This window comes from Ohtaekwangia kribbensis (assembly GCF_042676245.1).
Taxonomy (GTDB): domain Bacteria; phylum Bacteroidota; class Bacteroidia; order Cytophagales; family Cyclobacteriaceae; genus Ohtaekwangia; species Ohtaekwangia kribbensis.
Genome location: NZ_JBHTKA010000008.1, coordinates 414,392 through 437,598, shown reverse-complemented (window position 1 = coordinate 437,598; position 23,207 = coordinate 414,392). Strand labels below are relative to the sequence as shown.

General features: G+C 42.1%; 27 protein-coding genes and 1 pseudogene. 10 read left to right on the top strand and 18 right to left on the bottom strand.

The genetic code is table 11. The features are described 5' to 3' along the window. Nucleotides 1-98: 98 nt before the first annotated feature. From ACFQ21_RS22805 to ACFQ21_RS22765, 9 genes and pseudogenes are all read right to left on the bottom strand, one after another. Complete coding sequence (locus ACFQ21_RS22805) at nucleotides 99-665, bottom strand: HD domain-containing protein (RefSeq protein WP_377583018.1); 567 nt, start codon at nucleotides 663-665, stop codon at nucleotides 99-101. A gap of 15 nt (nucleotides 666-680) precedes the next feature. After that, nucleotides 681-1,220 carry a hypothetical protein gene (locus ACFQ21_RS22800; RefSeq protein WP_377583016.1) on the bottom strand — a complete coding sequence of 180 codons (540 nt, stop codon included), beginning with the start codon at nucleotides 1,218-1,220 and terminating at the stop codon, nucleotides 681-683. Between the two features lie 23 nt (nucleotides 1,221-1,243). Then, on the bottom strand, nucleotides 1,244-1,786 hold the full coding sequence (locus ACFQ21_RS22795; protein WP_377583014.1) for a hypothetical protein: 543 nt from the start codon (nucleotides 1,784-1,786) through the stop codon (nucleotides 1,244-1,246). A gap of 22 nt (nucleotides 1,787-1,808) precedes the next feature. Then, a complete protein-coding gene (locus ACFQ21_RS22790) occupies nucleotides 1,809-2,198 on the bottom strand; it encodes a hypothetical protein (RefSeq protein ID WP_377583012.1) in 390 nt (129 codons plus the stop codon). Between the two features lie 68 nt (nucleotides 2,199-2,266). Then, entirely contained in the window at nucleotides 2,267-2,686 is a 420-nt protein-coding gene (locus tag ACFQ21_RS22785) for an energy transducer TonB (protein WP_377583010.1), read from the bottom strand. A gap of 57 nt (nucleotides 2,687-2,743) precedes the next feature. After that, nucleotides 2,744-3,265, bottom strand: a complete 522-nt coding sequence (locus ACFQ21_RS22780) for a hypothetical protein (protein WP_377584073.1) — start codon at nucleotides 3,263-3,265, stop codon at nucleotides 2,744-2,746. Nucleotides 3,266-3,325: 60 nt separating this feature from the next. After that, nucleotides 3,326-3,643, bottom strand: a pseudogene (locus ACFQ21_RS22775) (carboxypeptidase-like regulatory domain-containing protein); the annotation flags it as partial. A 647-nt stretch (nucleotides 3,644-4,290) separates the two neighbouring features. Further along, nucleotides 4,291-4,794: a hypothetical protein gene (locus ACFQ21_RS22770; protein ID WP_377583008.1), complete on the bottom strand. Its 504-nt coding sequence runs from the start codon at nucleotides 4,792-4,794 to the stop codon at nucleotides 4,291-4,293. Nucleotides 4,795-5,049: 255 nt separating this feature from the next. Next, nucleotides 5,050-5,400: a hypothetical protein gene (locus tag ACFQ21_RS22765; RefSeq protein WP_377583006.1), complete on the bottom strand. Its 351-nt coding sequence runs from the start codon at nucleotides 5,398-5,400 to the stop codon at nucleotides 5,050-5,052. Nucleotides 5,401-5,473: 73 nt separating this feature from the next. On the opposite strand from ACFQ21_RS22765, the gene ACFQ21_RS22760 reads away from it, so the two are divergent. After that, nucleotides 5,474-5,698 (top strand): helix-turn-helix domain-containing protein, encoded by a 225-nt coding sequence (locus ACFQ21_RS22760; RefSeq protein WP_377583004.1) that lies wholly within the window; start codon nucleotides 5,474-5,476, stop codon nucleotides 5,696-5,698. A 9-nt stretch (nucleotides 5,699-5,707) separates the two neighbouring features. Continuing rightward, the gene (locus ACFQ21_RS22755) at nucleotides 5,708-6,418 is read left to right on the top strand and encodes a hypothetical protein (RefSeq protein WP_377583002.1); all 711 of its coding nucleotides are present in this window, start codon (nucleotides 5,708-5,710) and stop codon (nucleotides 6,416-6,418) included. Between the two features lie 252 nt (nucleotides 6,419-6,670). Here the strand turns inward: ACFQ21_RS22755 and rho are convergent, their stop codons facing one another. Then, complete coding sequence (gene rho / locus ACFQ21_RS22750; RefSeq protein WP_377583000.1) at nucleotides 6,671-8,272, bottom strand: transcription termination factor Rho; 1,602 nt, start codon at nucleotides 8,270-8,272, stop codon at nucleotides 6,671-6,673. A 284-nt stretch (nucleotides 8,273-8,556) separates the two neighbouring features. On the opposite strand from rho, the gene serS reads away from it, so the two are divergent. Both serS and ACFQ21_RS22740 read left to right on the top strand, forming a co-directional pair. Next, nucleotides 8,557-9,831: a serine--tRNA ligase gene (gene serS, locus ACFQ21_RS22745; protein ID WP_377582998.1), complete on the top strand. Its 1,275-nt coding sequence runs from the start codon at nucleotides 8,557-8,559 to the stop codon at nucleotides 9,829-9,831. Nucleotides 9,832-9,918: 87 nt separating this feature from the next. Next, on the top strand, nucleotides 9,919-10,962 hold the full coding sequence (locus ACFQ21_RS22740) for a nucleoid-associated protein (RefSeq protein ID WP_377582996.1): 1,044 nt from the start codon (nucleotides 9,919-9,921) through the stop codon (nucleotides 10,960-10,962). Here ACFQ21_RS22740 and ACFQ21_RS22735 read toward each other — a convergent pair. Next, entirely contained in the window at nucleotides 10,959-11,708 is a 750-nt protein-coding gene (locus tag ACFQ21_RS22735; protein ID WP_377582994.1) for a tryptophan-rich sensory protein, read from the bottom strand. The genes ACFQ21_RS22740 and ACFQ21_RS22735 overlap by 4 nt on opposite strands. Before the next feature lie 120 nt (nucleotides 11,709-11,828). On the opposite strand from ACFQ21_RS22735, the gene ACFQ21_RS22730 reads away from it, so the two are divergent. The 3 genes from ACFQ21_RS22730 to ACFQ21_RS22720 all read left to right on the top strand — a co-directional run bounded on the left by ACFQ21_RS22730 (nucleotide 11,829) and on the right by ACFQ21_RS22720 (nucleotide 15,007). Continuing rightward, nucleotides 11,829-13,973 (top strand): prolyl oligopeptidase family serine peptidase, encoded by a 2,145-nt coding sequence (locus ACFQ21_RS22730; RefSeq protein WP_377582992.1) that lies wholly within the window; start codon nucleotides 11,829-11,831, stop codon nucleotides 13,971-13,973. A 69-nt stretch (nucleotides 13,974-14,042) separates the two neighbouring features. Beyond that, the gene (locus tag ACFQ21_RS22725) at nucleotides 14,043-14,534 is read left to right on the top strand and encodes a GNAT family N-acetyltransferase (protein WP_377582990.1); all 492 of its coding nucleotides are present in this window, start codon (nucleotides 14,043-14,045) and stop codon (nucleotides 14,532-14,534) included. Between the two features lie 92 nt (nucleotides 14,535-14,626). Further along, nucleotides 14,627-15,007, top strand: a complete 381-nt coding sequence (locus ACFQ21_RS22720) for a hypothetical protein (protein WP_377582988.1) — start codon at nucleotides 14,627-14,629, stop codon at nucleotides 15,005-15,007. Nucleotides 15,008-15,171: 164 nt separating this feature from the next. On the opposite strand, the gene ACFQ21_RS22715 is transcribed toward ACFQ21_RS22720, so the two are convergent. The 7 genes from ACFQ21_RS22715 to ACFQ21_RS22685 form a co-directional block, all read right to left on the bottom strand. Continuing rightward, nucleotides 15,172-15,453, bottom strand: a complete 282-nt coding sequence (locus ACFQ21_RS22715; RefSeq protein ID WP_377582986.1) for a hypothetical protein — start codon at nucleotides 15,451-15,453, stop codon at nucleotides 15,172-15,174. A gap of 70 nt (nucleotides 15,454-15,523) precedes the next feature. After that, nucleotides 15,524-15,826, bottom strand: a complete 303-nt coding sequence (locus ACFQ21_RS22710) for a DUF4286 family protein (protein WP_377582984.1) — start codon at nucleotides 15,824-15,826, stop codon at nucleotides 15,524-15,526. 220 nt (nucleotides 15,827-16,046) lie between these two features. After that, nucleotides 16,047-17,120: a DNA topoisomerase IB gene (locus ACFQ21_RS22705; RefSeq protein WP_377582982.1), complete on the bottom strand. Its 1,074-nt coding sequence runs from the start codon at nucleotides 17,118-17,120 to the stop codon at nucleotides 16,047-16,049. A gap of 71 nt (nucleotides 17,121-17,191) precedes the next feature. Next, a complete protein-coding gene (locus tag ACFQ21_RS22700) occupies nucleotides 17,192-17,728 on the bottom strand; it encodes a YciE/YciF ferroxidase family protein (protein ID WP_377582980.1) in 537 nt (178 codons plus the stop codon). Nucleotides 17,729-17,841: 113 nt separating this feature from the next. Further along, a complete protein-coding gene (locus ACFQ21_RS22695) occupies nucleotides 17,842-18,849 on the bottom strand; it encodes an MlaD family protein (protein ID WP_377582978.1) in 1,008 nt (335 codons plus the stop codon). A gap of 5 nt (nucleotides 18,850-18,854) precedes the next feature. Further along, a complete protein-coding gene (locus ACFQ21_RS22690; protein WP_377582976.1) occupies nucleotides 18,855-19,640 on the bottom strand; it encodes an ABC transporter ATP-binding protein in 786 nt (261 codons plus the stop codon). Next, nucleotides 19,637-20,392: an MlaE family ABC transporter permease gene (locus ACFQ21_RS22685; protein ID WP_377582974.1), complete on the bottom strand. Its 756-nt coding sequence runs from the start codon at nucleotides 20,390-20,392 to the stop codon at nucleotides 19,637-19,639. Before ACFQ21_RS22685 ends, ACFQ21_RS22690 begins: the two co-directional genes overlap by 4 nt. A gap of 223 nt (nucleotides 20,393-20,615) precedes the next feature. Here ACFQ21_RS22685 and ACFQ21_RS22680 point away from each other — a divergent pair, with 223 nt between their 5' ends. The 3 genes from ACFQ21_RS22680 (at nucleotide 20,616) to ACFQ21_RS22670 (ending at nucleotide 23,207) form a co-directional block, all read left to right on the top strand. Continuing rightward, a complete protein-coding gene (locus tag ACFQ21_RS22680; protein WP_377582972.1) occupies nucleotides 20,616-20,762 on the top strand; it encodes a lmo0937 family membrane protein in 147 nt (48 codons plus the stop codon). Nucleotides 20,763-20,796: 34 nt separating this feature from the next. Then, a complete protein-coding gene (locus ACFQ21_RS22675; RefSeq protein WP_377582970.1) occupies nucleotides 20,797-21,495 on the top strand; it encodes an OmpA family protein in 699 nt (232 codons plus the stop codon). A 107-nt stretch (nucleotides 21,496-21,602) separates the two neighbouring features. Continuing rightward, nucleotides 21,603-23,207, top strand: a complete 1,605-nt coding sequence (locus ACFQ21_RS22670; protein ID WP_377582968.1) for a hypothetical protein — start codon at nucleotides 21,603-21,605, stop codon at nucleotides 23,205-23,207.

The window sequence follows — 23,207 nt, the reverse complement described above, 5'->3', positions numbered from 1 at the left end:
GAACTGTAACGAGTACAAAGCTACTATGAAAAACGCATTTTTAGATGGCTAAAGTTGATCAACCGGTCATTGCCACAAGATAGAGCTGAAATCAAAGTTTATCCACCGGTTATAAAACGATGATAGCCATCAATTTTATCACGCAAACGATCGGCAAGGTATTTATTGCCATCCTTTAGTTCGCTCAGTATAATCTCGGCTTCTTCGATATACTTTAATTTTTTGTCGTTGTTCCAGTAGTAAGGCGGCTGGTATAGGTTTACAATTCTATCAGCCAGTTTAACCGCCCAGATTTCTTTTGGTTGTTCTTTGATTCGCCTCAAGCTGTCGAGCATCTTTTCAAGACGATCTTCTATTTTGTCATTTTTAGATAATGCGAGCACGCCATGAGCAACTTGCTGTCCGAAGAGTTCTTTTACTTTAGGGTAGGTAAAAGGAGTGTCTTCAATCGTGTCGTGGAGAATGGCGCATTTGATAGCCAGGTCTGCGTCAATGTCTTCACTATGTTGAATAGCATTTAGTATCTCAAAAGCTACACTGCCGATGTGATTTATATATTCAATTTTCTCGCCATCGTTAGGACCTCCATATTTTTGTCCATCATGTAATTTGGATGCGAGTTGCCAGATGTTCTGGACTTCGTCTATTGTCCATTGTTTCTTCATGTATACGATTATTCTTTAGGCGTTAAATATTCTTCTCAACCACGATGCGAATCGGGATGATGATGGTTCCTGCTCTGGAGGTGTGTCGTCAAATTGAAATTGATAAAGGTTGGTGTGAAAGAAATTTCCAATTCGTTCTTTCTTTTTCAGCGTGTTGAATAGACGTTCCAGTGTTTTACTGTTGCCAGTATATTTGCTTTCGTGCGTATGGCTTTGTCCTAAGTAGATGAACCCGTTGTTGTGATTTACAATCAAATTGACGACAACGCTCATTGTTTCATCCTGGTCGGTCAAATCGAAGAACGACTTAAATATAGTTGCTCCTTGTTCATCGCTAATGATCTCGAATATAGACCCCGTTTGTTTTACCTGAAGATTATTGTTTTGAAGCATTGTCCTTAGGTCCATGCGCAACGCTTCTTCGATCTTCGACTGCCATTTGGATTTCACAGAAGTGTTCGTCTTCTCCATCTCTTCCTCTGTCGTTACTTTTGAGTAACAGCCGTTCTCTGTGAGATAGTCATCCAGCTCTTTCAGAATTTTTTCAAATTGCATAACTATGTAAGCCGTTGCTTTCGTTATGAAGTGTATTGGCTTTTGTCTTTGGGGAGATTATTGTGGAGATTCCAGGATTCAAATTCTCGCTTTGACTCAATCAAACTATTTCTTACTTCGTTCCAATCTTCTTTGTTACAGAGTCCTATTTTAATACGATCATAAGAATCTATTGGTAACAGCTTGAATAGTTCTGGTATACCGGAATGACATCTGACAAATATTTCGCAATGATGGCCTTTAGGCAATTGAATGAGATAGTTGTTTCTTAGCCATAAAATATGTTCTAGCGAGAGATTAGTTTCTTCAGTGATAGAAAGGTCTTGCATATCAAAGATCAAATCGAATGTAACGGGTGTGAAGTCTTCCATAGGTGTGCCAACAGAAACCAGTCGATATATATTGTCGTTCTTAATGTCATCAGTGAATCTATCAATCTTTTCATTTTCTATAGGTGATAGTGTCGCGCGCGATGAAATCTTTTCTTTTAAAATGGTTGACAATCGCTGCCCGGTATCTATTAGTCCTTTCTTATTTAGAATTCGGTCAATCAATAAGTGGCGCATTTTTATTATGGTTTTTCAGGAACTAATCGTTACCGCTACTACTGAAGGAGCTGCTTGAATCAGATGAAGTAGAATCCGGACTGCTCCAACTATCAGAGCTGTTACCGCTATCGCTGCTGTCGAAGTCGTTACTTGTTTCGTGGGAGCTTGAATGATCATGGTTATAGTGACTATGAGGATCATCAGAGCCCGAGTAATGATGGAGATGATGATCACTATTGGCTTCTGTGGATGACTCCCAGATTGTTGCTGATACAGATGCGTTGTGAATGGTATGATTTATATCGTCCTGATTGGTGCCTCTATCTGAATCGTTGTTGCTGGAAATGTTTTGCGCCTTGCCTGGACTGACAATCATGAAAAGCATCACAATGAAGATAACGATAATGAACGTGACTACAACAGCAAACATAGTATGTACGGGTTAGGTGTCTATAATTTGAAAGTACAATTGATCAGGAGTGTATTGATATATTTCAACTAAAATTTGATAGGCAATACAAATCGCACCGGAACTTTTTCGCCTTGATGTTTTCCAGGTGTCCAATCCGGAAGCAACTTTATTAACCGCAAGGCCTCCAATTCTATTGGTGTAAGTGTATCTTTTTTAAAGCGTTTAAGAATACACCCATTACGCACATGACCCAATGTGTCGACTACAAATACTGTGAATACTGATCCTTGAAATTCTGATTGTTCGGGATATTTTATATTCTTACTGATGAATTTGGCCAACTCTCCAAGTCCCCCTTTGTATTCCGGCATTTTCTCCGCGACCAACATCACCTTCATGCCATCTATACTCTCCAAACTTTCCTTACACTCTAATTCTGTCAACGGAATTTGGGAATGAAGGGATACATTCATTAATACAAGTAATATAACTATATACGGTTTCATACCGGACTTTGTGAGCATACGGTAACAATATACGTTATTTTTACTCGTGTGTGAATATCACTTCACCTCAATTCCAAAGTTAAAGTTATACACGGTAGCCCCGGTTTCTAAAGGTTGCCAATCATTTTCAAAGTCCAGACGGACCCAGCTGGCAGGTGTACTATATTGATCAGTGAACGAAGCCTTGTATTGAATGTACTTATTCTGGTCATCTGAACTGAAGGCATTGAATTGGTTATCGCTATAATAGCCAAGGAATTCCAACGCAATGAAAATTCCATCTGCAGGGAGCTCGATATTTAATGACTCAATGTCAAATACGATGTCCGTTTGCTTCTCCGATACTTCTTCAACGATATTACTTGTTGTTATTTCTTCGCCCGGGCCTTTATCAAACTTGTTACGCTTATATAGTTTCAATCGTACCAGTAACTTGTAGAGCTTTGGCTTGGTACTGTAGATCCAGGTTACTTTCGAAAGCTGAAAAAATGCTTTTGATATGCTGACATTCAATCGCTCGGTATTGGCGATATACAGAGCTCCTGCAATGGCGCCTGTGTAAGCACCCGTCCGTTTCATGCTGTGTAAGCCCATAGGAACTGAGCGTTGCTTCCGCTCTCTTGAGGAGACTACAATTTCAGGAAGTTGCACCATTTCGTCTTGCAGCAAAATGGTGTCTGGCAGGGACGCACAATGGTATATACTCTTTTTATAACCAATAGCTGAGATCGCTAGCGAATCGACATTGCTGCATGAAATCGTAAATTCTCCAGAAAGGTTTGTGTAGGTGCCGTTATTGCTATTTCTAATGGCGACTGATGCAAACTTGACGGGCTGAAGGTCAGTCGCAGATAGTACGGCCCTCTTGATTGTTAGATTCTGTGCGTGGCTTGTAAGCGCGGTAAAGGTTATAAGAGCGGGCAAGAGGCACCTCTTGCCCGTAAAAATGCATGACATTAGTAACAACGTCCGCATGTGTTTTTGATTTTTAATTTTCAAAAAAAACACTTCATACTTTCATTTCAATTAATATTAGCTCTTAATATAACGCAGAATCTGTTTTGAAAGCAGCAATGAACCGAATAGCCCTAGGATCACCAACGCTAACGTAGACAGAGCCAGTGAAATATAGTTCTCTTTAATAGAGAAAAAATTGCTTGCGATATAGTATGATGATGGAACCAGTAGTACGATATTAAATGAATAGTATATGGCTTTTGAAGCAATATTTCTCTTGATCTTTGCCAGGGCTATACCCAACACAATGATACTAATTATATATATTACGATGTAGTATATCATTACCTAACAATTTTACTGAAAGCTCTGGTACCTGGTATTGAACCGGCAGCGCCCCATATTAAAGCTTGTCCCCCTACTTCCCACCAATCAACTTTTTCATTATTCCGCTGACTCCACAACGAACCTCCCGCACCTGCCAAAGCTCCCACAGCGTCTAGGCCTACCCATAGAGGTACGGCTTGAGTCTTGCCATTAGCAACAGTGTTTTCATTCGTCCAGTAATTGTAGGAATTTTCTGCGACAGCCAGCGTTAGGCCGCTTATATAGCCTTCATTTTTTGATGTGTTGAAATTGGCGCTTGCCTATTGATCTTGAAGATCGTTAAGCCGTACCTTGAAGTCAGAATAATCTCCATTAGTATCAGCATCCTCTATCAGTGTAATTAATTTTTCTAAAAGTATAGATTCTGTTGAGGTAATGAGATTTTCTTTATTCAGGTCGTTTATTTGATCACGAAGTTTTTCAGCTATAGTTTGTGTTCGAGCTGCAATACTCTTGTGAGCGATGTATGTGTTGTTTGTTGAGGTTGCTATATCTATAGTATTTACGCTCTTAAATGTTAAATTGTTGCTTGTTAAATAGCGATTTATAAGGTGTGCTTCCTTTATTGTTAATTCTTCGATCTCGTCTTCATCTTCTATTGTAATCTGCGTAGAAACTTGCTCCAGTATTTCATTATGTTTCCTGCCAATTTCTTCAATTGATAAACTGGGGGATTTTTGTGTATCTATTTCTTCCCTATTACAGGAGAGGAAAATAAAAAATACCAACAATGAGATTGTGAATTTTGTAAAGTAAGCTTTCATACTGTATAATATGTTTGGTTATGTGCATAACCTAAGAGTTGTGTTGATTTTTGCTAACTGCTCTTTCCCAACAGCATCATTTTGTTTCCGAAGTAATGGATTTACTTTCCGAAGGGAGGAAATCGTATTATTATGATCGGATGATTATACTTTGAATGAAACGGTATTGAGATTTACATAAAAGATACCTGTATTTGGGATATTAAGTTTAATCCGATTCCATTGAACACGCTTTATTCCTCGTTAGGTCGGTGATTACTCTCCGACCTGTTGATGTTGGTGTGTTCGCAACGCTTTAGCAGCACGCGCCAATTCATAAAGCTGATGAATCTGATGGCGGGTATTTATATATAGGTTAAGCCGCTCGGGTGAAGGCGATGTAGTGCGTACCTCGTTAGCCAGAAATTCAAAGAAAAGTTCGCCTAGAAATTCGTAAGTATCTGTGCCGACAGATAACTCACTTAGCGTTTCAAATATTTCAGACTTGCTATAGCTCGATAAATTTTGATTCCGATCCTCTTCATGCTTAGCCAACTCTTGTTCTAGTTGAATGATACGGTTCGATAGTTCTTTACGGCCGACTTTTTTCAATACTCTCTTTTTCATCTGTAATTCAAACAACAGCACAATATAACCAAATCGGTTATATATAACCAAATTGGATAGGTAGATATTTGAAATGATGGCAAAAAGGAAGACAAAATCTACCAAGCCGATTTTGAATCGGATTAAAGAGGTATTGGAAGAGCAAGGTAAAACTCAGACTTGGTTGGCTGAGAAATTGGATAAGGATTTTGTTACGGTTACGAGGTATGTTAATAATCATAGACAGCCTTCAATTGAAACCATTTTTGAGATTGCTAAGATTTTAAAAGTTAATCCTAGGGACCTAATTAACAGTTAATATATAGATATGAGTCCAGAAGCATTAAGCCAACTACTTTCCGGTGTGATTATTTTACTCATAGCGGCTTTGTCATTGTATCTTAAATCATATATCAACAAAAAGGCAGAAAATGAAGCTACGAAAAAGGACATACAGGAATTAACGAAGACAGTAGAGAAAACCAAGGCAGAGTTCAATGTAAATCTTGAAAAATTGAAATCTGAATTGATGTTAATCACCAATCAAACCTTGAGCCTTGCTAGTGAAAAAAGGAATGCAATCTACAACTATAATGAGGAGTATCACAGGTGGTATAATACAACGATTGATCTTGCTAGGCCTAGCTTCGAACAGGAGGATATGAAAGAGTTGCTACGGAAACTTGTCGATGCTAAAATGTCTTATTCCATAGCTTCATCAAAAATTGAAATCTTCTTTCGGGATAGAAATTTTATTGATGTTAAGAGGCAAATTGAAAGCAAAACTCAACAATTGAGTGACCTGAATGCATTATGTTTTCATGGTTGCCATAGCTTAATGCATGACCGTAGGATGAACGATATTGTAGATCCGCTAGTAGACCCATTTGATAATCGTTATTCTGAGGTAGCAAAGGCGCAGATTGGATTGATAAATGAATATAGTGAGAAGCAGAGAAAGATTGTTGATGAGATGCAATCGGATTTTTCAAGTTTAAGAGATATACTTTATGGTTACATTACGACCATAATCAAGTAAGAATCCCTGACGAATGCCCAAATTCTCCTTATAGTTATAACAGGATTAGTTCTTTTTCAATGCGGAGTATTCTTTGCAAGCAACAACAACTGAGTGCTACATGAATCAGAATATCTCGATAATTCAGGGTATAGAATGGACATTGATAATCTTCCAATCTTAAAATTTTCCAATCTTCTAATTTTCAGAAAAAAAGAAAGCCACCCCGCGTAACCGAGATGGCTTCCTATATAAGAGAAGTGTATATAAGTGTTATCCGTTCATTGAAAGCAGGAACTCTTCGTTTGTGCGGGTGCCTCTCATTTTGCCTTGCAGGAATTCCATTGCTTCAACGGAGTTCATGTCAGACATAAACTTGCGCAGTATCCATACACGTTGCAGTTCGTCTTCTTTCATCAGCAGGTCTTCGCGTCTTGTGCCCGATGCAGGTACATCCATAGCAGGATATACTCTACGGTTAGCAAGCTTGCGATCAAGCTGCAATTCCATGTTACCGGTACCTTTAAATTCTTCGAAGATAACTTCGTCCATCTTCGAGCCGGTATCGATAAGTGCTGTAGCGATAATGGTGAGTGAACCACCGTTCTCGATCTTACGGGCAGCACCGAAGAAACGTTTTGGTTTGTGCAGTGCGTTAGCATCCACACCACCGGAAAGTATTTTACCAGACGAAGGAACCACCGTGTTATAAGCACGTGCCAGACGCGTGATAGAATCCAGTAGGATTACTACATCATGTCCGCACTCAACCATACGCTTCGCTTTCTCAAGTACAATGCTCGATACTTTTACGTGGCGTTCAGCCTGCTCATCGAATGTAGAAGCAATAACTTCTGCATTCACACTGCGCGCCATATCGGTAACTTCTTCCGGACGTTCATCGATCAGCAATACAATCAGGTATACTTCCGGGTGGTTCTGCGCTATAGCGTTGGCAATGTTTTTCAGCAATACAGTTTTACCTGTTTTAGGTTGTGCCACGATCATACCGCGCTGTCCTTTACCGATAGGCGAGAACAGATCAAGTATACGTGTAGACATGTTATCAGGCGTAGTGCTGAGTTTTAGTTTCTGTTCCGGGAAAAGCGGAGTAAGATATTCGAAAGCCACACGGTCGCGTATTTCTTCAGTAGTCTTACCGTTAACCGATTCAACCTTTAACAGTGCAAAGTATTTTTCGCCTTCTTTCGGAGGACGGATCAAACCTTTTACAGTATCACCGGTCTTAAGGCCGAATAGTTTTATCTGTGATGGCGATACATAGATATCATCGGGACTCGCCAGGTAATTATAGTCTGACGAACGAAGGAAGCCGTATCCATCCTGCATGATTTCGAGTACACCTTCATTGCTGATAGCACCATCGAACTCGCGTATAGAGGCGCGCTGATGTTGCGGGCGCTCCGGCATACGTTGCTGCTCGTGGCGTGGTTCTTCGTTAATGATAATGTTTTCAATATCGCTGTCGTCTTCCTCTGTATTCTCAGCGAAAGTCTGAGGAGTAGAATCGAAGTTCAGATTTATAGAATCCAGCAGCTCGTCCGAAGTAAAATCAGCTTCTTCTTTAGCTGGCGGAGGTGTTGATGAAGCATTGGCAGGTGCTACATTCTCGCGTCTGCGCGGACGCATTTTACGTTCAGGTGTAGCAGCTTCAGCAGTAGTGTCAGTAATTTCAGTCTTAACAGCAGCAGGCTTTTTGGCGGGGGCTGCATCACCAGATACAGCTTGTTGATCGAGGATTTTGTAGATAAGATCTTGCTTGGATAGCTTCTTGGCATTTTTTACGCCCATCTCCTCTGCGATCTCTTTCAATTCAGAGAGAAGCCTGACATTCAGGTCGTCAATAGTGTACATGAGATTTAAAAATGAATGTGTTTAAAAATGATGATATGTGAATTGGTTGTGGTGATCAGCATAAAGCTGAATAATAACGTTGTGAAACAGTTAACAAGAAAAACAAAAATTTGATTAAGAATTCCGGATTTATGTTCAGAGGGCTTGAGATAAAAGCCGAATGATGATGCAAGTATAACCCAAAAATGAAAATTATCAAATCATAGAAATATTTTATTACAGTTAGAAAAGCACAAGGCGATCAAAAAAAACTAATTTTGAAGCCTTTTAAAAAATCCATACCAATGTTACAGGTAGCAATTGTCCGCGAGCAAACCGACAAAATTATAGCGGGTTTAGCCAAGCGGAATTTCAAAGATGCAAAGGCCCTGATAAATCAGGTGCTCGAAAACGATCAGTTACGAAGAGATACTCAGAAAATACTCGATGAACTGAAAGCTAAATCTAATACAGACTCCAGGAAGATCGGAGAGTTAATGAAGTCGGGCAAGCAGGATGAAGCTGCTGCATTGCGTGCATCGGTTGCTGCTGACAAGGATAAAGTAAAATCGCTCGAAGCAGAACTTGATGCATACGAAAAGAAACAACTCGAACTGCTATATAAGATCCCCAATGTACCGCATGAAAATGTACCGGCTGGTGTTGGTGCTGATGACAACATCAGTGTATACCAGCATGGCACAGTTCCTCAACTAGACGCGGATGCTCTTCCACACTGGGAACTTATCAAGAAGTACGATATCATTGACTTCGATCTTGGTATAAAAATTTCAGGTGCAGGTTTTCCGGTATATAAAGGGAAAGGTGCACGGCTGCAGCGCGCGCTTATCAATTTCTTTCTCGATGAAGCTGCGAGCTTTGGCTATAGAGAAATACAACCTCCTATAGTAGTAAATGAAGCTTCCGGTTATGGAACAGGACAACTTCCTGACAAGGAAGGACAGATGTACTTCGTAAATGAAGATGGTCTGTACCTGATACCTACTGCCGAAGTACCCATCACGAATTTATACCGTGATGTACTGGTTGCCGAAGATGAACTGCCGATCAAAAATGCCGGATATACTCCTTGCTTCAGGCGCGAGGCCGGCAGCTGGGGAGCACACGTGCGTGGTTTGAATCGCCTGCATCAATTCGACAAAGTTGAGATTGTACAAATCAGAAAAGCAGAAGAATCATACCAGGCACTTGACGATATGTGTGCTCACGTGCAGGGCTTGCTGGAGAAGCTTGAGTTACCGTATCGCAAATTATTACTCTGCGGTGGCGACATGGGTTTTAATTCAGCCATGACCTACGATATGGAAGTATTCTCTGCAGCACAACAACGCTGGCTCGAAGTAAGTTCAGTAAGTAACTTCGAAACGTTTCAGGCCAACCGTTTAAAGCTGCGCTATAAAAGTAAGGAAGGCAAATCACAATTGCTGCACACGCTTAACGGCAGTGCACTGGCGTTGCCTCGCATTGTAGCGGCTATATTGGAAAACAATCAAACCAAAGATGGCATACGCATACCCAAAGTGCTGGTGCCGTATACGGGTTTTGATATCATCAACTAAGTAAAAACAAAAACGATAGCGAATACAGGTTAACTGGCCCGCGGTGTAAAAACCCGTGGGCTATGTTTTTTAAAAAATGCTCGTGCTATGGATATGATCGACTCATCCCTTACTAATATTCAACAAGTGTCTGCACACTATGTAGGTAACCCTGTTAATGGCGAATCGCTGCGCCTCTCGGAAGCTCCTATCGATGTGGACAATGAAAAGGTACACCAGCTTTTGCGCACGTACTTTCTCTCGAACTTCAACACTCCGGAGTATAACACGTTTACGTTCTCCAACGAAGACTTTACGCTTAACCCGATCTATAAATTTGCTTTAGATACGTTTACCAACCCGGAAACATTTCACGAGAATTCGGTAAATATAGCGCGCCATCTTTACGATGCTACGCAACACCCGAATATAAAAGCCGGTGAATTATATATAGCCTTCTTCGACTCCATTGAAGTACAGAACATGAGCGCTGAGGCGATCGGTATATTTAAATCGGAGAACAAAGAGAATTACCTGAAGCTCTCCTCACAATTTGAAATGAGTGCCGATGAAGGTATAAATATCAAAAAGCTGGATAAAGGTTGTCTTATTCTGAATGCAGAGAAGGATGAGGGGTATAAAGTGTTGATTGTAGACAACATCAATAAATCAGACGCGCATTTCTGGAAGCACGACTTTTTGAATATAAAGCCGCGCTCCGATGCATACCATCATACCAACAACTTTATGAAACTCACCAAGCAGTATGTGGAAGAACAGTTGTCGGAAGAATTTAGTGTGTCGAAGGCAGACAAGATTGATCTGTTAAATCGCTCGATGGAATTCTTTCGCTCGAATGAGGAGTTTAGTAAATCTGATTTTGAGGTAAATGTACTGGGCAATGTTGATGTTATCGAGTCGTTCCGGAATTATGGAAATGATTTTATGGGCAAGCATAATTTTGATGTGATCGATCACTTTGAGATTTCTGCACAGGCTGTAAAGCGACAGGCGAAGGTGTTCAAGAGTGTGTTAAAGCTTGACAAGAACTTTCACATCTATATACATGGCAATCGCGAACTCATCGAAAAAGGTTTTGATGAAGTAACAGGCAAACATTACTACAAGCTATATTTTGATAATGAGAGCTAAGCGGTGGTTCGCTTTCGCATCACGTAGAAAATGCCTACGGCCAGAAATGTCATCAACACCATAGCGGCAATGGTAATGGATGAATAGCTGCTGTTGTGCCACCGGAAATATATACCGAACAGCGCCCAGATCACCACCAGGGAAAAGAACGGTACCCGGTAGTCGATTGTTACTTTCAGGGCGAGCGCAGCGGCTATAGTCATCATCAGGATAGTCCACAACTGCGGTGGTATCGATCCGCCCTGCCAGCCAAGCGCTATTAGCCAAGCGGCTATATTGGCAATTGTGGCAACGCATATCCAGGCGAGGTATACTGTGAAAGGCAATATAACCCACAGTTTTAGTTTCATATCCGCGCTATCACTTTGGTGCAGCATCCGAAAGATATAGGTGAGTATACTTAACAGGGCCAGCATGATAAATACGGATAGCGTTGCGAGCAAATGGTGCCACGCTAATATCCAGCCCATATTCAACACACAGGTGAATATAAACCACGGCAGCACACGGTTGATCATTTTATCGTCTGATCGTAGCCAGCTCATCACCACAAAGCCCGCCAGCAGAAAATAGATAACGCTCCAGATAGAGAATGTTAACCCGGCCGGTGTAAAGAGGCTTGGGTATAGATCAGACACCTGGCCTGTATTCAACCCGTTAATGGGAAGTATATTTGCCAGCGCATTTACAGTTATAGTACCTGCAAACGACAGTGTTGCTGCTATACGGAGAAGTGTGGTATTCATTTCGGTGTTTTTTTTCAGAGTATAAACAATGCAACTTTTAAAAAGTTATGCCACTCATCACAACTATATTGTCAAACCCGATACCTCAATCTTATTTTATAGAACTTTTAAATGTATAGCATGAGAAACCGAACCTATTTACTGATAACTTGCTGCGCATGGGTGGCGCTGGCATGTTCCACTAAAAAAGAAGAAACGACAAGCATGAAATATCCGGAGACAAAAAAGGTAGATACAGTTGATACATACTTCGGCGAGCAGGTAGCAGACCCGTACCGCTGGTTGGAAAATGATACGGCCAAAGAGACAGGCGAGTGGGTAAAAGCGCAGAACGACATAACGTTTGGCTTCCTTGAAAAGATACCCTATCGTGAGACAGTAAAGAAACGCCTGGAACAAGTATATAATTACGAACGCCTCGGTGCACCGTTCAAGGAAGGAGAATGGTATTACTTCTATAAGAACGATGGCTTACAAAACCACAGCGTGCTCTACCGTAAGAAAGGTGAAACTGGTACACCGGAAGTATTTCTCGATCCGAATACATTTTCAAAAGATGGTACAACAGGACTCAGCGGAGTGTTCTTTACGAAGGATGGTTCGATGGCTGCATACCTGATATCTGAAGGTGGATCTGACTGGCGCAAGGCTATTGTTATTAAGACAGCCGATAAGTCGGTGGTGGAAGATTCGCTTCGTGATCTGAAATTTACCGGTATAGCCTGGAAAGGTACCGAAGGTTTTTACTATAGCAGTTACGATAAACCGAAAGGCAGCGAGCTGTCATCCAAAACTCAGCATCACAAACTATATTATCATAAACTCGGCACGCCACAGCAACAGGATGTATTGGTATTTGGCGGAGAGAAAACACCACGCAGATATATAGGTGCCGGTTTAACGGAGGATGAACGCTTCCTTATAGTATCGGCCGCTACGAGTACTACCGGTAATGAACTATATGTACAGGATCTGAACGATCCGAAAGGTAAATTGGTGAACCTGGTAAGTAATTTTGATAACAACCATAATGTTATCGATAACGATGGTTCGCGTCTCATCATCCAGACGAACCTCAATGCTCCGAACGATCGCATCGTTGAAGTTGACTTTGCAAATCCTACACCGGAACATTGGAAAGATATAATTCCTGAAACTGACAATGCACTGCAAGGTGTAAGCACAGCCGGTAAGAAGTTATTTGTAAACTACCTGAAAGATGCCAGCACGCTGGTAAAGCAATATGACTATAAAGGTAAACTGGAGCGTGAGGTAGCATTGCCGGGTATAGGTTCTGCCGGTGGTTTTGGTGGAAAGGTGACTGATAAAGAAGTATATTATTCCTATACTTCATTTACCTATCCTACATCTATTTTCAAGTATGATATAGCGTCCGGTAAATCTACGCTATATGAAAAGCCGAAAGTTGATTTCGATCCGGAAGCGTATGAGACAAAACAGGTATTCTATACCAGTAAAGATGGAACGAAGGTGCCGATGTTTATTGTGTATAAGAAAGGCATTGAGCTGAATGGCAAGAACCCAACGATGCTATATGCATATGGAGGTTTCAGCGTCAGTCTTACACCAGGCTTTAATACTTCACGCATCGTGTGGCTGGAGAACGGTGGTATATATGCACAACCAAATTTGCGCGGTGGTGGTGAATACGGTGAAAAATGGCACCAGGCCGGAACAAAACTCAATAAGCAAAATGTGTTTGATGATTTTATAGCCGCTGCTGAATACCTGATCAAAGAGAAATATACCTCAAGTGAATATCTTGCTATATCCGGAGGTTCTAACGGTGGCTTGCTGGTAGGCGCTACCATGACGCAGCGCCCTGATCTGGCTAAAGTAGCACTGCCCGCAGTAGGTGTCATGGACATGCTGCGTTACCACACCTTTACCGCAGGTGCAGGCTGGGCGTATGACTATGGTACAGCCGATGATTCAAAAGAAATGTTTGAGTACTTGAAGAAGTATTCTCCAGTGCATGCGTTAAAGGCCGGTACAAACTATCCGGCTACGATGGTAACTACGGCAGATCATGACGATCGTGTGGTGCCTGCGCACTCGTTCAAGTTCGCGGCTACATTGCAGCAAAGCCAGGCGGGCAATATGCCGGTTTTGATTCGTATCGATACGAAATCCGGTCACGGAGCATCCAACTTGTCAAAGGCTATAGAATCTACAGCCGATCAATATGTATTCGCGTGGTATAACATGGGCATTGTTCCGCCAGTGGCGAAGAAAGAGATGTGACTATAAATTTCCTGTAAATTTTTGGAAGAGGCAGTCTATATACGGTCTGCCTCTTTTATTTTTGAGTATATGAGTAATGTTACGATACGCATCGGTAAAAAAGATGATCTGCCCCGCGTGCTCGAATTGATTAAAGAGCTTGCCGAGTATGAGCGAGCCCCGCATGAAGTGATCAATACGGTTGAGCTGATGGAATTCGATGGTTTTGGCCCCAACCCTGTGTATGGTTTCTTTGTTGCAGAAAATGAAAATGGAATTATAGGGTTATCGCTGTATTACTGGCGTTACTCCACGTGGAAAGGCAAGCGCCTATACCTGGAAGATATCATTGTAACGGAAGCCGAACGCGGGAAAGGCATTGGTAAGGTATTGTTCGATCGCACCATGCAACATTCGCTGGAGCAGAATTGTTCGGGTATGATGTGGCAGGTGCTTGACTGGAACGATCCCGCTATAAATTTCTATAAAAAGTACGGAACCAGGTTCGACAACGAATGGATTAACTGTACACTGGAACGCGACCAGATCGCGAAATACGTTTCTGGCCAGGCAAAACTTTAGCATAAGTATAAATTTACATCTGGTAAGTTTTTTATAGTTTTTGAAGGGTGTTGTGGTGATGGGTTCGTCATCTTTGAGTTAAAATTAAAACCATGAAAAACCTGCGACTACTCATGCTCGTGCTGTTTGCTGTTACTGCGCTTTCAACTGCGGATGTAATGGCTCAGGGAAAGAGCAAGAAAAAACAAAAGAATGAAAAGAAAGGTGGAGGTCCTCCGCCTTGGGCACCGGCTCACGGGTATCGTGCTAAAACCCGTTATGTATATTTTCAGGATTACCCGGTATATTATGACAACGATCGTGGAGTATATATATCGATGTCAGGGAAGAACTGGTCGATATCAGCCAAATTACCCGATATACTAAAGGGTGTTGATCTGTTTGCCACTCCGAAAATTGATCTTGATTTTAGTGGAGACAAGCCTCAGGAACTGTTTGACGAGCATAAATCGAAGTATCCTGGTAAAAAATAACGCATATAGCGCCCCACGAGGAAGCAATCTCCCTGATAGTATACAGGGAGATCGCTTTTTATACCCACAACAGGACGGGCTCAATAATCCCCGAAAGAATTATAAAATGTTGTATAGCTGATCTGGTAAATCTTACAATTTTCGAATCTTGCAATTTTCCAATTCTAGGCTTCGACATCTACAATCGCCCACACCGGAATAAACTTACCCCCCTTCACCTCAACATAGTTGTCAGCAAAGTCAACAAGGTTCGAGAAGGTTTCTATTACTTCACCATCTTCCAATTGCATGATCAATCCAACATCCTGGTGTTCGAGGTTGCTGATCATAACTGCTTTCACAAGTTTGTGTGCACGAAGGACTTTTTGTTCTTCATCACGCAATACATCCTGATGCGTAAAATGCACCATCGGAATTTCTTCGGGACTAATCTTCCTGACGTTCATATATCTGAAATGTTATTAAGATCAAGACATAACAGGATGTTGTATAAACAAAAGCAAAAAATCTTTTGTTTCAGACCTCTTCGAGAAGCGTACGGAAGGCAACGTGCCGATCTTTGAACCGTTTCTGAAATTCTTTATTCAGCTCCGGTTCAACTTTCTCCACAAAGTTTACCACTTCCTGAATATCGGCAGCGAAATACTGAACACTATAGGAAACTGATCCGTCTTCCTGGTCGTGCAGTACTTTGTACATCTTCCAATCTGTAAACATCTCTGTTTTCATTACCACGGGGATATACTGTTGTTTCATCCAGTCTATCCACTCTTGTTCAATTTCCTTGTCGATACCGACTGTTACGTTGTATAGTAGCATGCCGCAAGATACTGAAATAGCTGCGAGCTTTTAGCTGCGGGAAGAAAAGCTGCGAGCTACCAGCTACCAGTTGCTAGCGGTGTGCGTGTGAGATGGTGTGCCATGCAGCGCTATATATCTGGCTTCTGGCTACAAAGTACTGTGTGTCCGTGGCCTGATGGGGTGTATATATCAGCCAAACACACTCGTCACTCAGGCTCACACGTCTTGCACATGGTAGCTAGTAGCTAGAAGCTATTTTCATCAGTATCTTCTCATCTCCTGTCAGGTCTGCTTTGCCATCGGGTTCTTCTATCGTGTCGAGTTCATCGAGGTAGCGTTTCAGGTTGCGGTCTTCGTATAGTTTTACCAATGCAGGGTGTACATAGTATTTGCGACAGATCATCCGCGTGTTGCCTAGTTTTTTACTTACAGCATCGAGTGCCTGTAAAATATTCTTTTTGCATTCGCTGTCTGTCGTTACATCTCCCAGCGATTTCAGTTCGCGAAGAAAGTGTAATGAGCCTGCCCACGTTCTGAAATCTTTGGCGGTAAAGTCAAATCCGGTTGCATCATGAATATAACTATTTACCATTCCAGAATCAATAGATTTTCGTATTCCGTTAGCATCGTAATACTGAAAAAGTTCTTTGCCTGGTATTTCGCGACATTGCTTTACAATATTGGCCAGTCGCTTGTTTTTTATTGATATACGCTGAAAAATTCCTTTCTTCCCTTTGAATGAGAATTCAAGTTTACTGCCATCAATCGCAACATGTTTATCTTTTAGCGTTGTAAGTCCATACGAACCGTACAGTTTTTCATATCCTTCATTACCCACGCGTATATAGGTGCGCTCCATCAACGCGATTACCGTGGCTATAACTCTTTCTTCGCAAAGTGTCTTTTTGTTCAGATCACCTTCCACTTTCAGGCGCAATGCCGGTAATGCTTTACCAAACTCGTATAGTCTGTGAAATTTAGTTTCGTTTCGGAGCGCTGTCCACAATGCATGATAACGATATTGTTTGCGACTACGAAGGTCGTAACCTGTAGCTTGTATGTGGCCGGTTTCATCAGCGCAGATCCACACGCTTGACCATGACGGTGGTATAGCGAGTTTCTTTATACGCTCCAGGTCTTTTTTATTGCGTACCGGCTTTTGATCCAGCAAATAGGTATAGCCTGTACCCTTGCGCATACGCACTATACCCGGACTGTTATCGCTCACATATTTTAATGCTATAGCTTTAGCGGCCCGCTCGTAGTTACGGTTTATGCGTATAAACTCCTTATGCGTTAAGGCGATATTCAAGGCAGTAAATGTTTGTAATAAAAAAGTCAGGACGTTACATCCTGACTTCTGGTTGTAAGGGGATGGGATCCTTATTCCTGCTCAGCAGCTTCGTTAATGTCAGCTTCCGCCAGTGATGTGAGAAGTTCATCAGCCTGCTTTTCTTCATTCAGTGTCTGACCAAGTATCTGTTTGATATCATCGCGTCCCATGGTTTTGGCAAGCTGTGCCAAACCACCATAGGTAGCGATTTCGTAGTGCTCAACTTTCTGGGCTGCCAGGATCAGACCTACATCGCGTGTAGAAGAACCTTTCTCTGTTTCCGAAATTATATCTTCACCTTCTTTGATCAGGCCTTCCATTGCTTCGCATTTTTTTGCCTGTGGTTTTTTGTCCAACAGTTCAAATACTTTTTCAACGCGTGCAACGTGTTCCTGAGTAACGGTGAGGTGATCTGCAAATGCACTGGCAAGCTCTTCGGATGTTGCTGCTTTCTGCATTTTCGCCAATGCTTTTGTCAGGTGTTTCTCTGCCCAATAAATGTCTTTCAGGCTGTCGATAAAAAATTCTTCTAATTCAGAAGCGCTCTCCTTAGAAGACGCTCTTCTGGTGCTCGTTGCTTTTTCCATGGTACTAGGGTTTTTAATTGTTAATCTGAATTCTCACTTCGATATAAATAAAACTCTGTGCCGTTGTTCCTGCTATACTTTGCTCTATTCTTGTGGATGTTTATACCCGGGAACTATATACCGCTTGGTGAAGGAGGTGCTGATTTTACGCGTTCCTTTTCTTCAGCCTTGCGCTTCTTTTTGAAATAGCCGCGCAGCAGAAAATTATGTTGCATCGCTTCCATATTCTCATCGAGTTTATTCGATGCGCTTTCTGCGTTGATCAATGTATTCTCCATGCGTTGTGCAAAAGTTGTATCGGCCAGAAGAAGACCAAGAGCATTGTCGTTGCTATTTACTTTGGCTACTACATCTTTCAGATCTTCAGCAATCTTTGCAGTGTTAGCTGAAACTTTTTTTACATTAACCAATGCGGCATCAAATGTACCGGCCATGGTGGTGTCGTATAGCAAGCGATTGATAACGCCATCGCCATTCTTCATTTGGTATACCAGTCCGTTTAATTCGGCTGTAGCACGATTCATATTGTTGCCGGCGAGGCGAAGATTGGTTACGGTGCTACGGAGATCTTGAGCAAAAGCACCATCATTTAAAAGTTCGCCCACCAGACCTTGTCCGTTCTTGACTTTTTGTGAGATCGCTTGCAGATCGCTGGTTAACGTCTTTGTGTTCTGGCCTACATCTTTGGCTATATTAATAAGCTCTTGTGTATCTGTGGGCGATGCGGCATTTATAGTATCATTATCCGTAATGTGGTTCGCAGCATTACCAGGACGTACAACAACTATTTTGTTTCCTACCAAACCATCTGACCCTATATATGCCGTTGCATTCTTCGTGATGAACTCATTCTGCCGTTCTTTCAATTGAAGTTGTACAACAACTTTACCTTCCGATACGATTCGTACATCTTTTACCGTACCGATCTTTACTCCCGAGAGCCAAACATTGTCGCCTTCCTTAAGGCCTTCTACATTTTTAAAAATTGATACAATGGTAAAAGTTCTGCTGAATATACTGTTCTCACTTCCGATGAAAAAGACAGTAGCGATAAAGATTGCCAACCCTGCCAGTACAAACACACCAAGTTTTATATCCTGACTGATTTCTTTCGTTTTCATATTTGCTAATAGTTAAAGAATGGTTCTAGTTCCGGATCGGTCGTTTGCCTGATCTCGTCAAACGTACCTTCATATTTACTATAGCCTCCTACCAGGGCTATAACACGATCGGCCGTGTGTCGCGCACTGCTGATATCGTGCGTGATGATGATGGAGGACGTTTTATACTTGTCGCGTACCTTTACGATCAATTCGTTGATCTCGATAGAAGTTATCGGGTCAAGTCCTGCAGTAGGTTCATCGTACAGCATGATCTTCGGCTTCAGTATAAGCGTACGTGCTATACCAATGCGTTTCTTCATACCACCTGAAAGTTCTGCCGGCATTTTGTTGATGGCATCCTCCAGGCCTACATCTTCCAGTGCTTCCACTACGCGTGCTTCAAGTTCTTTTGTATCAGATATTCCCAGGTTCCGCTTCAGCGGAAACTCCAGGTTTTCGCGCACCGTCATGGAATCATATAGTGCACTTCCCTGAAATGAAAACCCTACCTGCAGCCGCAGCTCATTCATTTCTTTTTCATTCAGTTGCAGTACATCGTAGTGGAGTATATGAATAGAGCCGCTATCGGGTTTGATAAGCCCCACCATACATTTAATGAGTACAGATTTACCAGTGCCCGATCGGCCGAGTATAACCAGGTTCTCGCTCGCATGCAGGTCGAGATTTACATCGCGCAGCACATGCGTGTCTCCAAATGATTTTTTCAGGTGCTGTATGCGCACTACAACATCGGATGCTGATGCAACTTCTTTTTCGGTTATAGATGTCGTTACCGTGTCCTGTCTCATCGTCTGAAAAGATTAATGAACTGAAGACTCAACAAGTCAATAACAAAGATCAGGATCATGGACGCCACCACTGCTGTGTTGGCTGCTTTCCCTACACCGGCAGTGCCGCGTTCGGCATGGTAGCCGGCATAACATGCTACAACACCTATAGCAAAGCCAAAGAAGGCTGCTTTAATAAGGGAAGAAAATATATCCACATAGGTTATGGATACGGCTACATCATTAAAGTATAATTGAAAGCTTGAGTTGTTTATGAAATTTACCGTAAGAAAAGACCCCAGTAGCGCTGTTGTATCAGCAAACACCACCAGGAAGGGCAACATTAATGTAGCGGCCGTAACACGACTTGCCACTAAATAAGAGAATGGCCGGGTGCCCGATACTTCCATAGCATCGATCTGTTCTGTTACCCGCATGCTGCCTAACTCTGCTCCCATGTTCGATCCCAATTTCCCCGCACAGATCAATCCTGTAATAAGCGGGCCTAATGAACGCACCACAGCCTGCGATACAAGCGAAGGCAACCACGACTCTGCACCAAAAGAAGATAATGAAGGTCGCGATTGTCGTGTAAACACTATACCTGCCAGAAAAGAAGTAAATATGATCAGAAACAAAGAGCGATTGCCCACTACAAAGCACTGCCGCAATGTTTCTTTCCAGTCGTAAGGAGGTAAAAAAACTTCGCGCACAACGCTCATTGTAAAACGATAAACCTCCGCCAGATTTACCAGGAATCCTTTGATCTTCATGCTATATATTAAATGATTTTAAGTAGTGGAATTGTAAAAGTTGTGCCCCAAATACACAGGGTAACTTTGCAAAGGATGATGTATAATAAAATCTACAATTGGGTAAACGGAAGGTATATATTTTAGGCAGATACTATATTAAAGTAAGTTTTTCCCCACTTGCAAACGGACCGATGGCAAGCTTTTTTATCCTGGTGTATGTATAATCTTAACAACAAACATTATGAGATCACTATTGTATTTAATTGCCGTGATATTAATTATCGGGTGGTTGCTGGGCGTATTTGTATATAGCGCTACCGGATTGATTCACATTCTGATTGTATTGGCGGTCCTTTCTTTATTGCTAGGTGTAATCAGGAGGGCCTGACGTAATTGTAAAGTATAAAACAAACAAATTCATTATGAACAAAGTCAAAAGCAGCGTTCTAGGAAAAGTATCTGTATTGTTTATGCTGGTAGCAATGAGCATGCAGATATTGATGGGATGTAATGCAACCAATACCACGAAAGGTGGCGCTATTGGTGCAGGAGCCGGAGGCGCTATTGGCGGAGTTATCGGATCGCGATCTGGTAATACAGCAGTAGGTGCTATTATAGGAGCTACCGTAGGCGGAGCTGCCGGGGCGTTGATTGGACGCCAGATGGATAAACAGGCAGAAGAACTTAAACGCGACCTTGAAGGCGCAACGGTAGAACGTGTGGGTGAAGGTATAAAGATAACATTTAACTCAGGCTTGTTGTTTAATGTTAACTCTTCGCAGCTGAGTCCTACAACACAGCAGAACCTGCGCGAGCTGGCAGGCACACTGAATAAATATGAAGACACGAACATTCTGATTGAAGGCCATACTGATAATACAGGTTCGGATGATCACAACCAGAAGCTCTCGGAAGAAAGGGCAAAATCGGTTGCTTCATTTCTCGGTGCGCAAAATGTAAAGAACAGTCGTATTACCACAACCGGCTATGGCGAGTCACAACCGGTTGCTGATAATAACTCTGATTCAGGACGCGACCAGAACAGACGCGTAGAGGTGGCAATCTATGCCAATAAGAAAATGAAGAAGTGGGCAGAAAAGAATGAGGCAGGTAATTCATAACAACAGCCACTATATATATACATCTCTCAGCCGGCATGGAAGTTTCGAACATATTTTTCGTAACTTCTATGCGGCTGCAGGGAAGAAGACCGAAAGCACCCTAGTGAATGAAAGCGAAAAAGTATGTATGGATCGTTTCTATTGTTCTGATCGTTATTAGTACTTCTGTTTTTTTTGCCTCCCGCTATCTTCCGACATTTCTTCATAGTAAGCTTAAGGAAAAAGTTTCATCCCTTCAGAAAGATGGCATTTATATTCAGTACGATTCGCTGCAATTAAGCCTGCGCGATCGAACCATGGCCATCGATACAATCTCCATTGATATACCCAAGGAGAAAATGTCGGCCGAAATATATGGTTGCCATGTGCGATCTTTTAATTTGCTCCGCCTCATCTTTCGAAAGGATATACACCTCGGAGCCATTACAGCCGATATAGTAAAATTCAGCATCAGTAAGAAGAAGGAAAGCGAGCCCATGGAAGACGAGGCAGTGAAGAGCAACGACATATCTATTTTTATAAATACGATCGCGATCAAGCAGGCTTTTTTTCGTACAGGCGATAGTATAGCACGCGATACGATGGCGCTGAACGGGCGCATTAATATAGAAGGTCTTACCATTAACAACACCAATGAAGTGCAGCCGGTAACGGTGCGCAGAATGGATATGGATTCTCTTGTAATGGAAGTTCCATTCTATACGCTGGCTTTCGGGCATCTACAATTGGACAGGGAACACAAACGACTGAGTATAGATACGCTGCGCATACGTCCGCGTTTTTCAAAACATGAACATGCGAGACGTAAGCGTGTGGAGGATGATCGCTTTCATGGTATGGTCACGTCATTCACAATGGATGGGCTGAATTTCGCAACGGGCGATTCTGTTTTTGTCAACGCATCAAGTGTAAAGTTCAAGTTGTTGCTGGATGTTTTTCGGAGCAAACATTATCCTTTCCCGAAGCGCGACTATATGCCGCTGCCTGTAGATGCGCTGGGTAAGTTACCCTTTGATCTGACGATTGATACGTTGCGCCTTATCGACAGCCGTATATCGTACGAGGAGATTGGTGAAGAGGCAGACTCCAGCGGTACTATATATTTCGATAACCTTAAGGCGGGTATATTTCATATTTCCACGGATAAGGCATTGCCTCCTGCCTTTCTCGAAGCATCATCATCGTTTATGGGTAAAGGTAAACTGGTTATGACGTGCCAGTTCTCCAACACGAAAGAACCTGCTGTGGTAAAGGGATCGCTCAGTAATTTTCCGCTTGCGCGTATGAACGATATGCTGGGGCCACAAGCTAAAATACAGGTTGAAAGCGGCACGATGCTGAAACTTAATTTCAGTTTCAGGTTTACCGATATACGTTCAGACGGTGCTGTGGATATGAGTTATAAAGATCTGCGTATGGCAAGCCTGCGAAAGGACAAGGATAAGGACAAAGCTGTTCGCAATAACTTGCTGACGCTGGCCATCAATACATTTATTAAAGATGATGCAGGCCGCTATGTAACGGGAGAGAAACAGACCGGTATAATTTTATTCTACCGCGATCGGAAGAAAGCCATTTTTAATTACTGGTGGAAGTCACTCTTCTCGGGTATGAAATCTTCGTTTGCTTTACGTACACAGCAATCCGATCAGGCCACAGCTGAGAAGAATGCACGTAAGGATATGAAAAAACGCAAGCGCAAAAAAGAATAG

Excerpts from the sequence above, each read along its gene's own strand:
- ACFQ21_RS22805 (WP_377583018.1), bottom strand. The coding sequence starts at position 665 with ATGAAGAAACAATGGACAATAGACGAAGTCCAGAACATCTGGCAACTC.
- ACFQ21_RS22800 (WP_377583016.1), bottom strand. The coding sequence starts at position 1,220 with ATGCAATTTGAAAAAATTCTGAAAGAGCTGGATGACTATCTCACAGAG.
- ACFQ21_RS22795 (WP_377583014.1), bottom strand. The coding sequence starts at position 1,786 with ATGCGCCACTTATTGATTGACCGAATTCTAAATAAGAAAGGACTAATA.
- ACFQ21_RS22790 (WP_377583012.1), bottom strand. The coding sequence starts at position 2,198 with ATGTTTGCTGTTGTAGTCACGTTCATTATCGTTATCTTCATTGTGATG.
- ACFQ21_RS22785 (WP_377583010.1), bottom strand. The coding sequence starts at position 2,686 with ATGAAACCGTATATAGTTATATTACTTGTATTAATGAATGTATCCCTT.
- ACFQ21_RS22780 (WP_377584073.1), bottom strand. The coding sequence starts at position 3,265 with ATGAAACGGACGGGTGCTTACACAGGCGCCATTGCAGGAGCTCTGTAT.
- ACFQ21_RS22770 (WP_377583008.1), bottom strand. The coding sequence starts at position 4,794 with ATGAAAGCTTACTTTACAAAATTCACAATCTCATTGTTGGTATTTTTT.
- ACFQ21_RS22765 (WP_377583006.1), bottom strand. The coding sequence starts at position 5,400 with ATGAAAAAGAGAGTATTGAAAAAAGTCGGCCGTAAAGAACTATCGAAC.
- ACFQ21_RS22760 (WP_377583004.1), top strand. The coding sequence starts at position 5,474 with ATGATGGCAAAAAGGAAGACAAAATCTACCAAGCCGATTTTGAATCGG.
- ACFQ21_RS22755 (WP_377583002.1), top strand. The coding sequence starts at position 5,708 with ATGAGTCCAGAAGCATTAAGCCAACTACTTTCCGGTGTGATTATTTTA.
- rho (WP_377583000.1), bottom strand. The coding sequence starts at position 8,272 with ATGTACACTATTGACGACCTGAATGTCAGGCTTCTCTCTGAATTGAAA.
- serS (WP_377582998.1), top strand. The coding sequence starts at position 8,557 with ATGTTACAGGTAGCAATTGTCCGCGAGCAAACCGACAAAATTATAGCG.
- ACFQ21_RS22740 (WP_377582996.1), top strand. The coding sequence starts at position 9,919 with ATGGATATGATCGACTCATCCCTTACTAATATTCAACAAGTGTCTGCA.
- ACFQ21_RS22735 (WP_377582994.1), bottom strand. The coding sequence starts at position 11,708 with ATGAATACCACACTTCTCCGTATAGCAGCAACACTGTCGTTTGCAGGT.
- ACFQ21_RS22730 (WP_377582992.1), top strand. The coding sequence starts at position 11,829 with ATGAGAAACCGAACCTATTTACTGATAACTTGCTGCGCATGGGTGGCG.
- ACFQ21_RS22725 (WP_377582990.1), top strand. The coding sequence starts at position 14,043 with ATGAGTAATGTTACGATACGCATCGGTAAAAAAGATGATCTGCCCCGC.
- ACFQ21_RS22720 (WP_377582988.1), top strand. The coding sequence starts at position 14,627 with ATGAAAAACCTGCGACTACTCATGCTCGTGCTGTTTGCTGTTACTGCG.
- ACFQ21_RS22715 (WP_377582986.1), bottom strand. The coding sequence starts at position 15,453 with ATGAACGTCAGGAAGATTAGTCCCGAAGAAATTCCGATGGTGCATTTT.
- ACFQ21_RS22710 (WP_377582984.1), bottom strand. The coding sequence starts at position 15,826 with ATGCTACTATACAACGTAACAGTCGGTATCGACAAGGAAATTGAACAA.
- ACFQ21_RS22700 (WP_377582980.1), bottom strand. The coding sequence starts at position 17,728 with ATGGAAAAAGCAACGAGCACCAGAAGAGCGTCTTCTAAGGAGAGCGCT.
- ACFQ21_RS22695 (WP_377582978.1), bottom strand. The coding sequence starts at position 18,849 with ATGAAAACGAAAGAAATCAGTCAGGATATAAAACTTGGTGTGTTTGTA.
- ACFQ21_RS22690 (WP_377582976.1), bottom strand. The coding sequence starts at position 19,640 with ATGAGACAGGACACGGTAACGACATCTATAACCGAAAAAGAAGTTGCA.
- ACFQ21_RS22685 (WP_377582974.1), bottom strand. The coding sequence starts at position 20,392 with ATGAAGATCAAAGGATTCCTGGTAAATCTGGCGGAGGTTTATCGTTTT.
- ACFQ21_RS22680 (WP_377582972.1), top strand. The coding sequence starts at position 20,616 with ATGAGATCACTATTGTATTTAATTGCCGTGATATTAATTATCGGGTGG.
- ACFQ21_RS22675 (WP_377582970.1), top strand. The coding sequence starts at position 20,797 with ATGAACAAAGTCAAAAGCAGCGTTCTAGGAAAAGTATCTGTATTGTTT.
- ACFQ21_RS22670 (WP_377582968.1), top strand. The coding sequence starts at position 21,603 with ATGAAAGCGAAAAAGTATGTATGGATCGTTTCTATTGTTCTGATCGTT.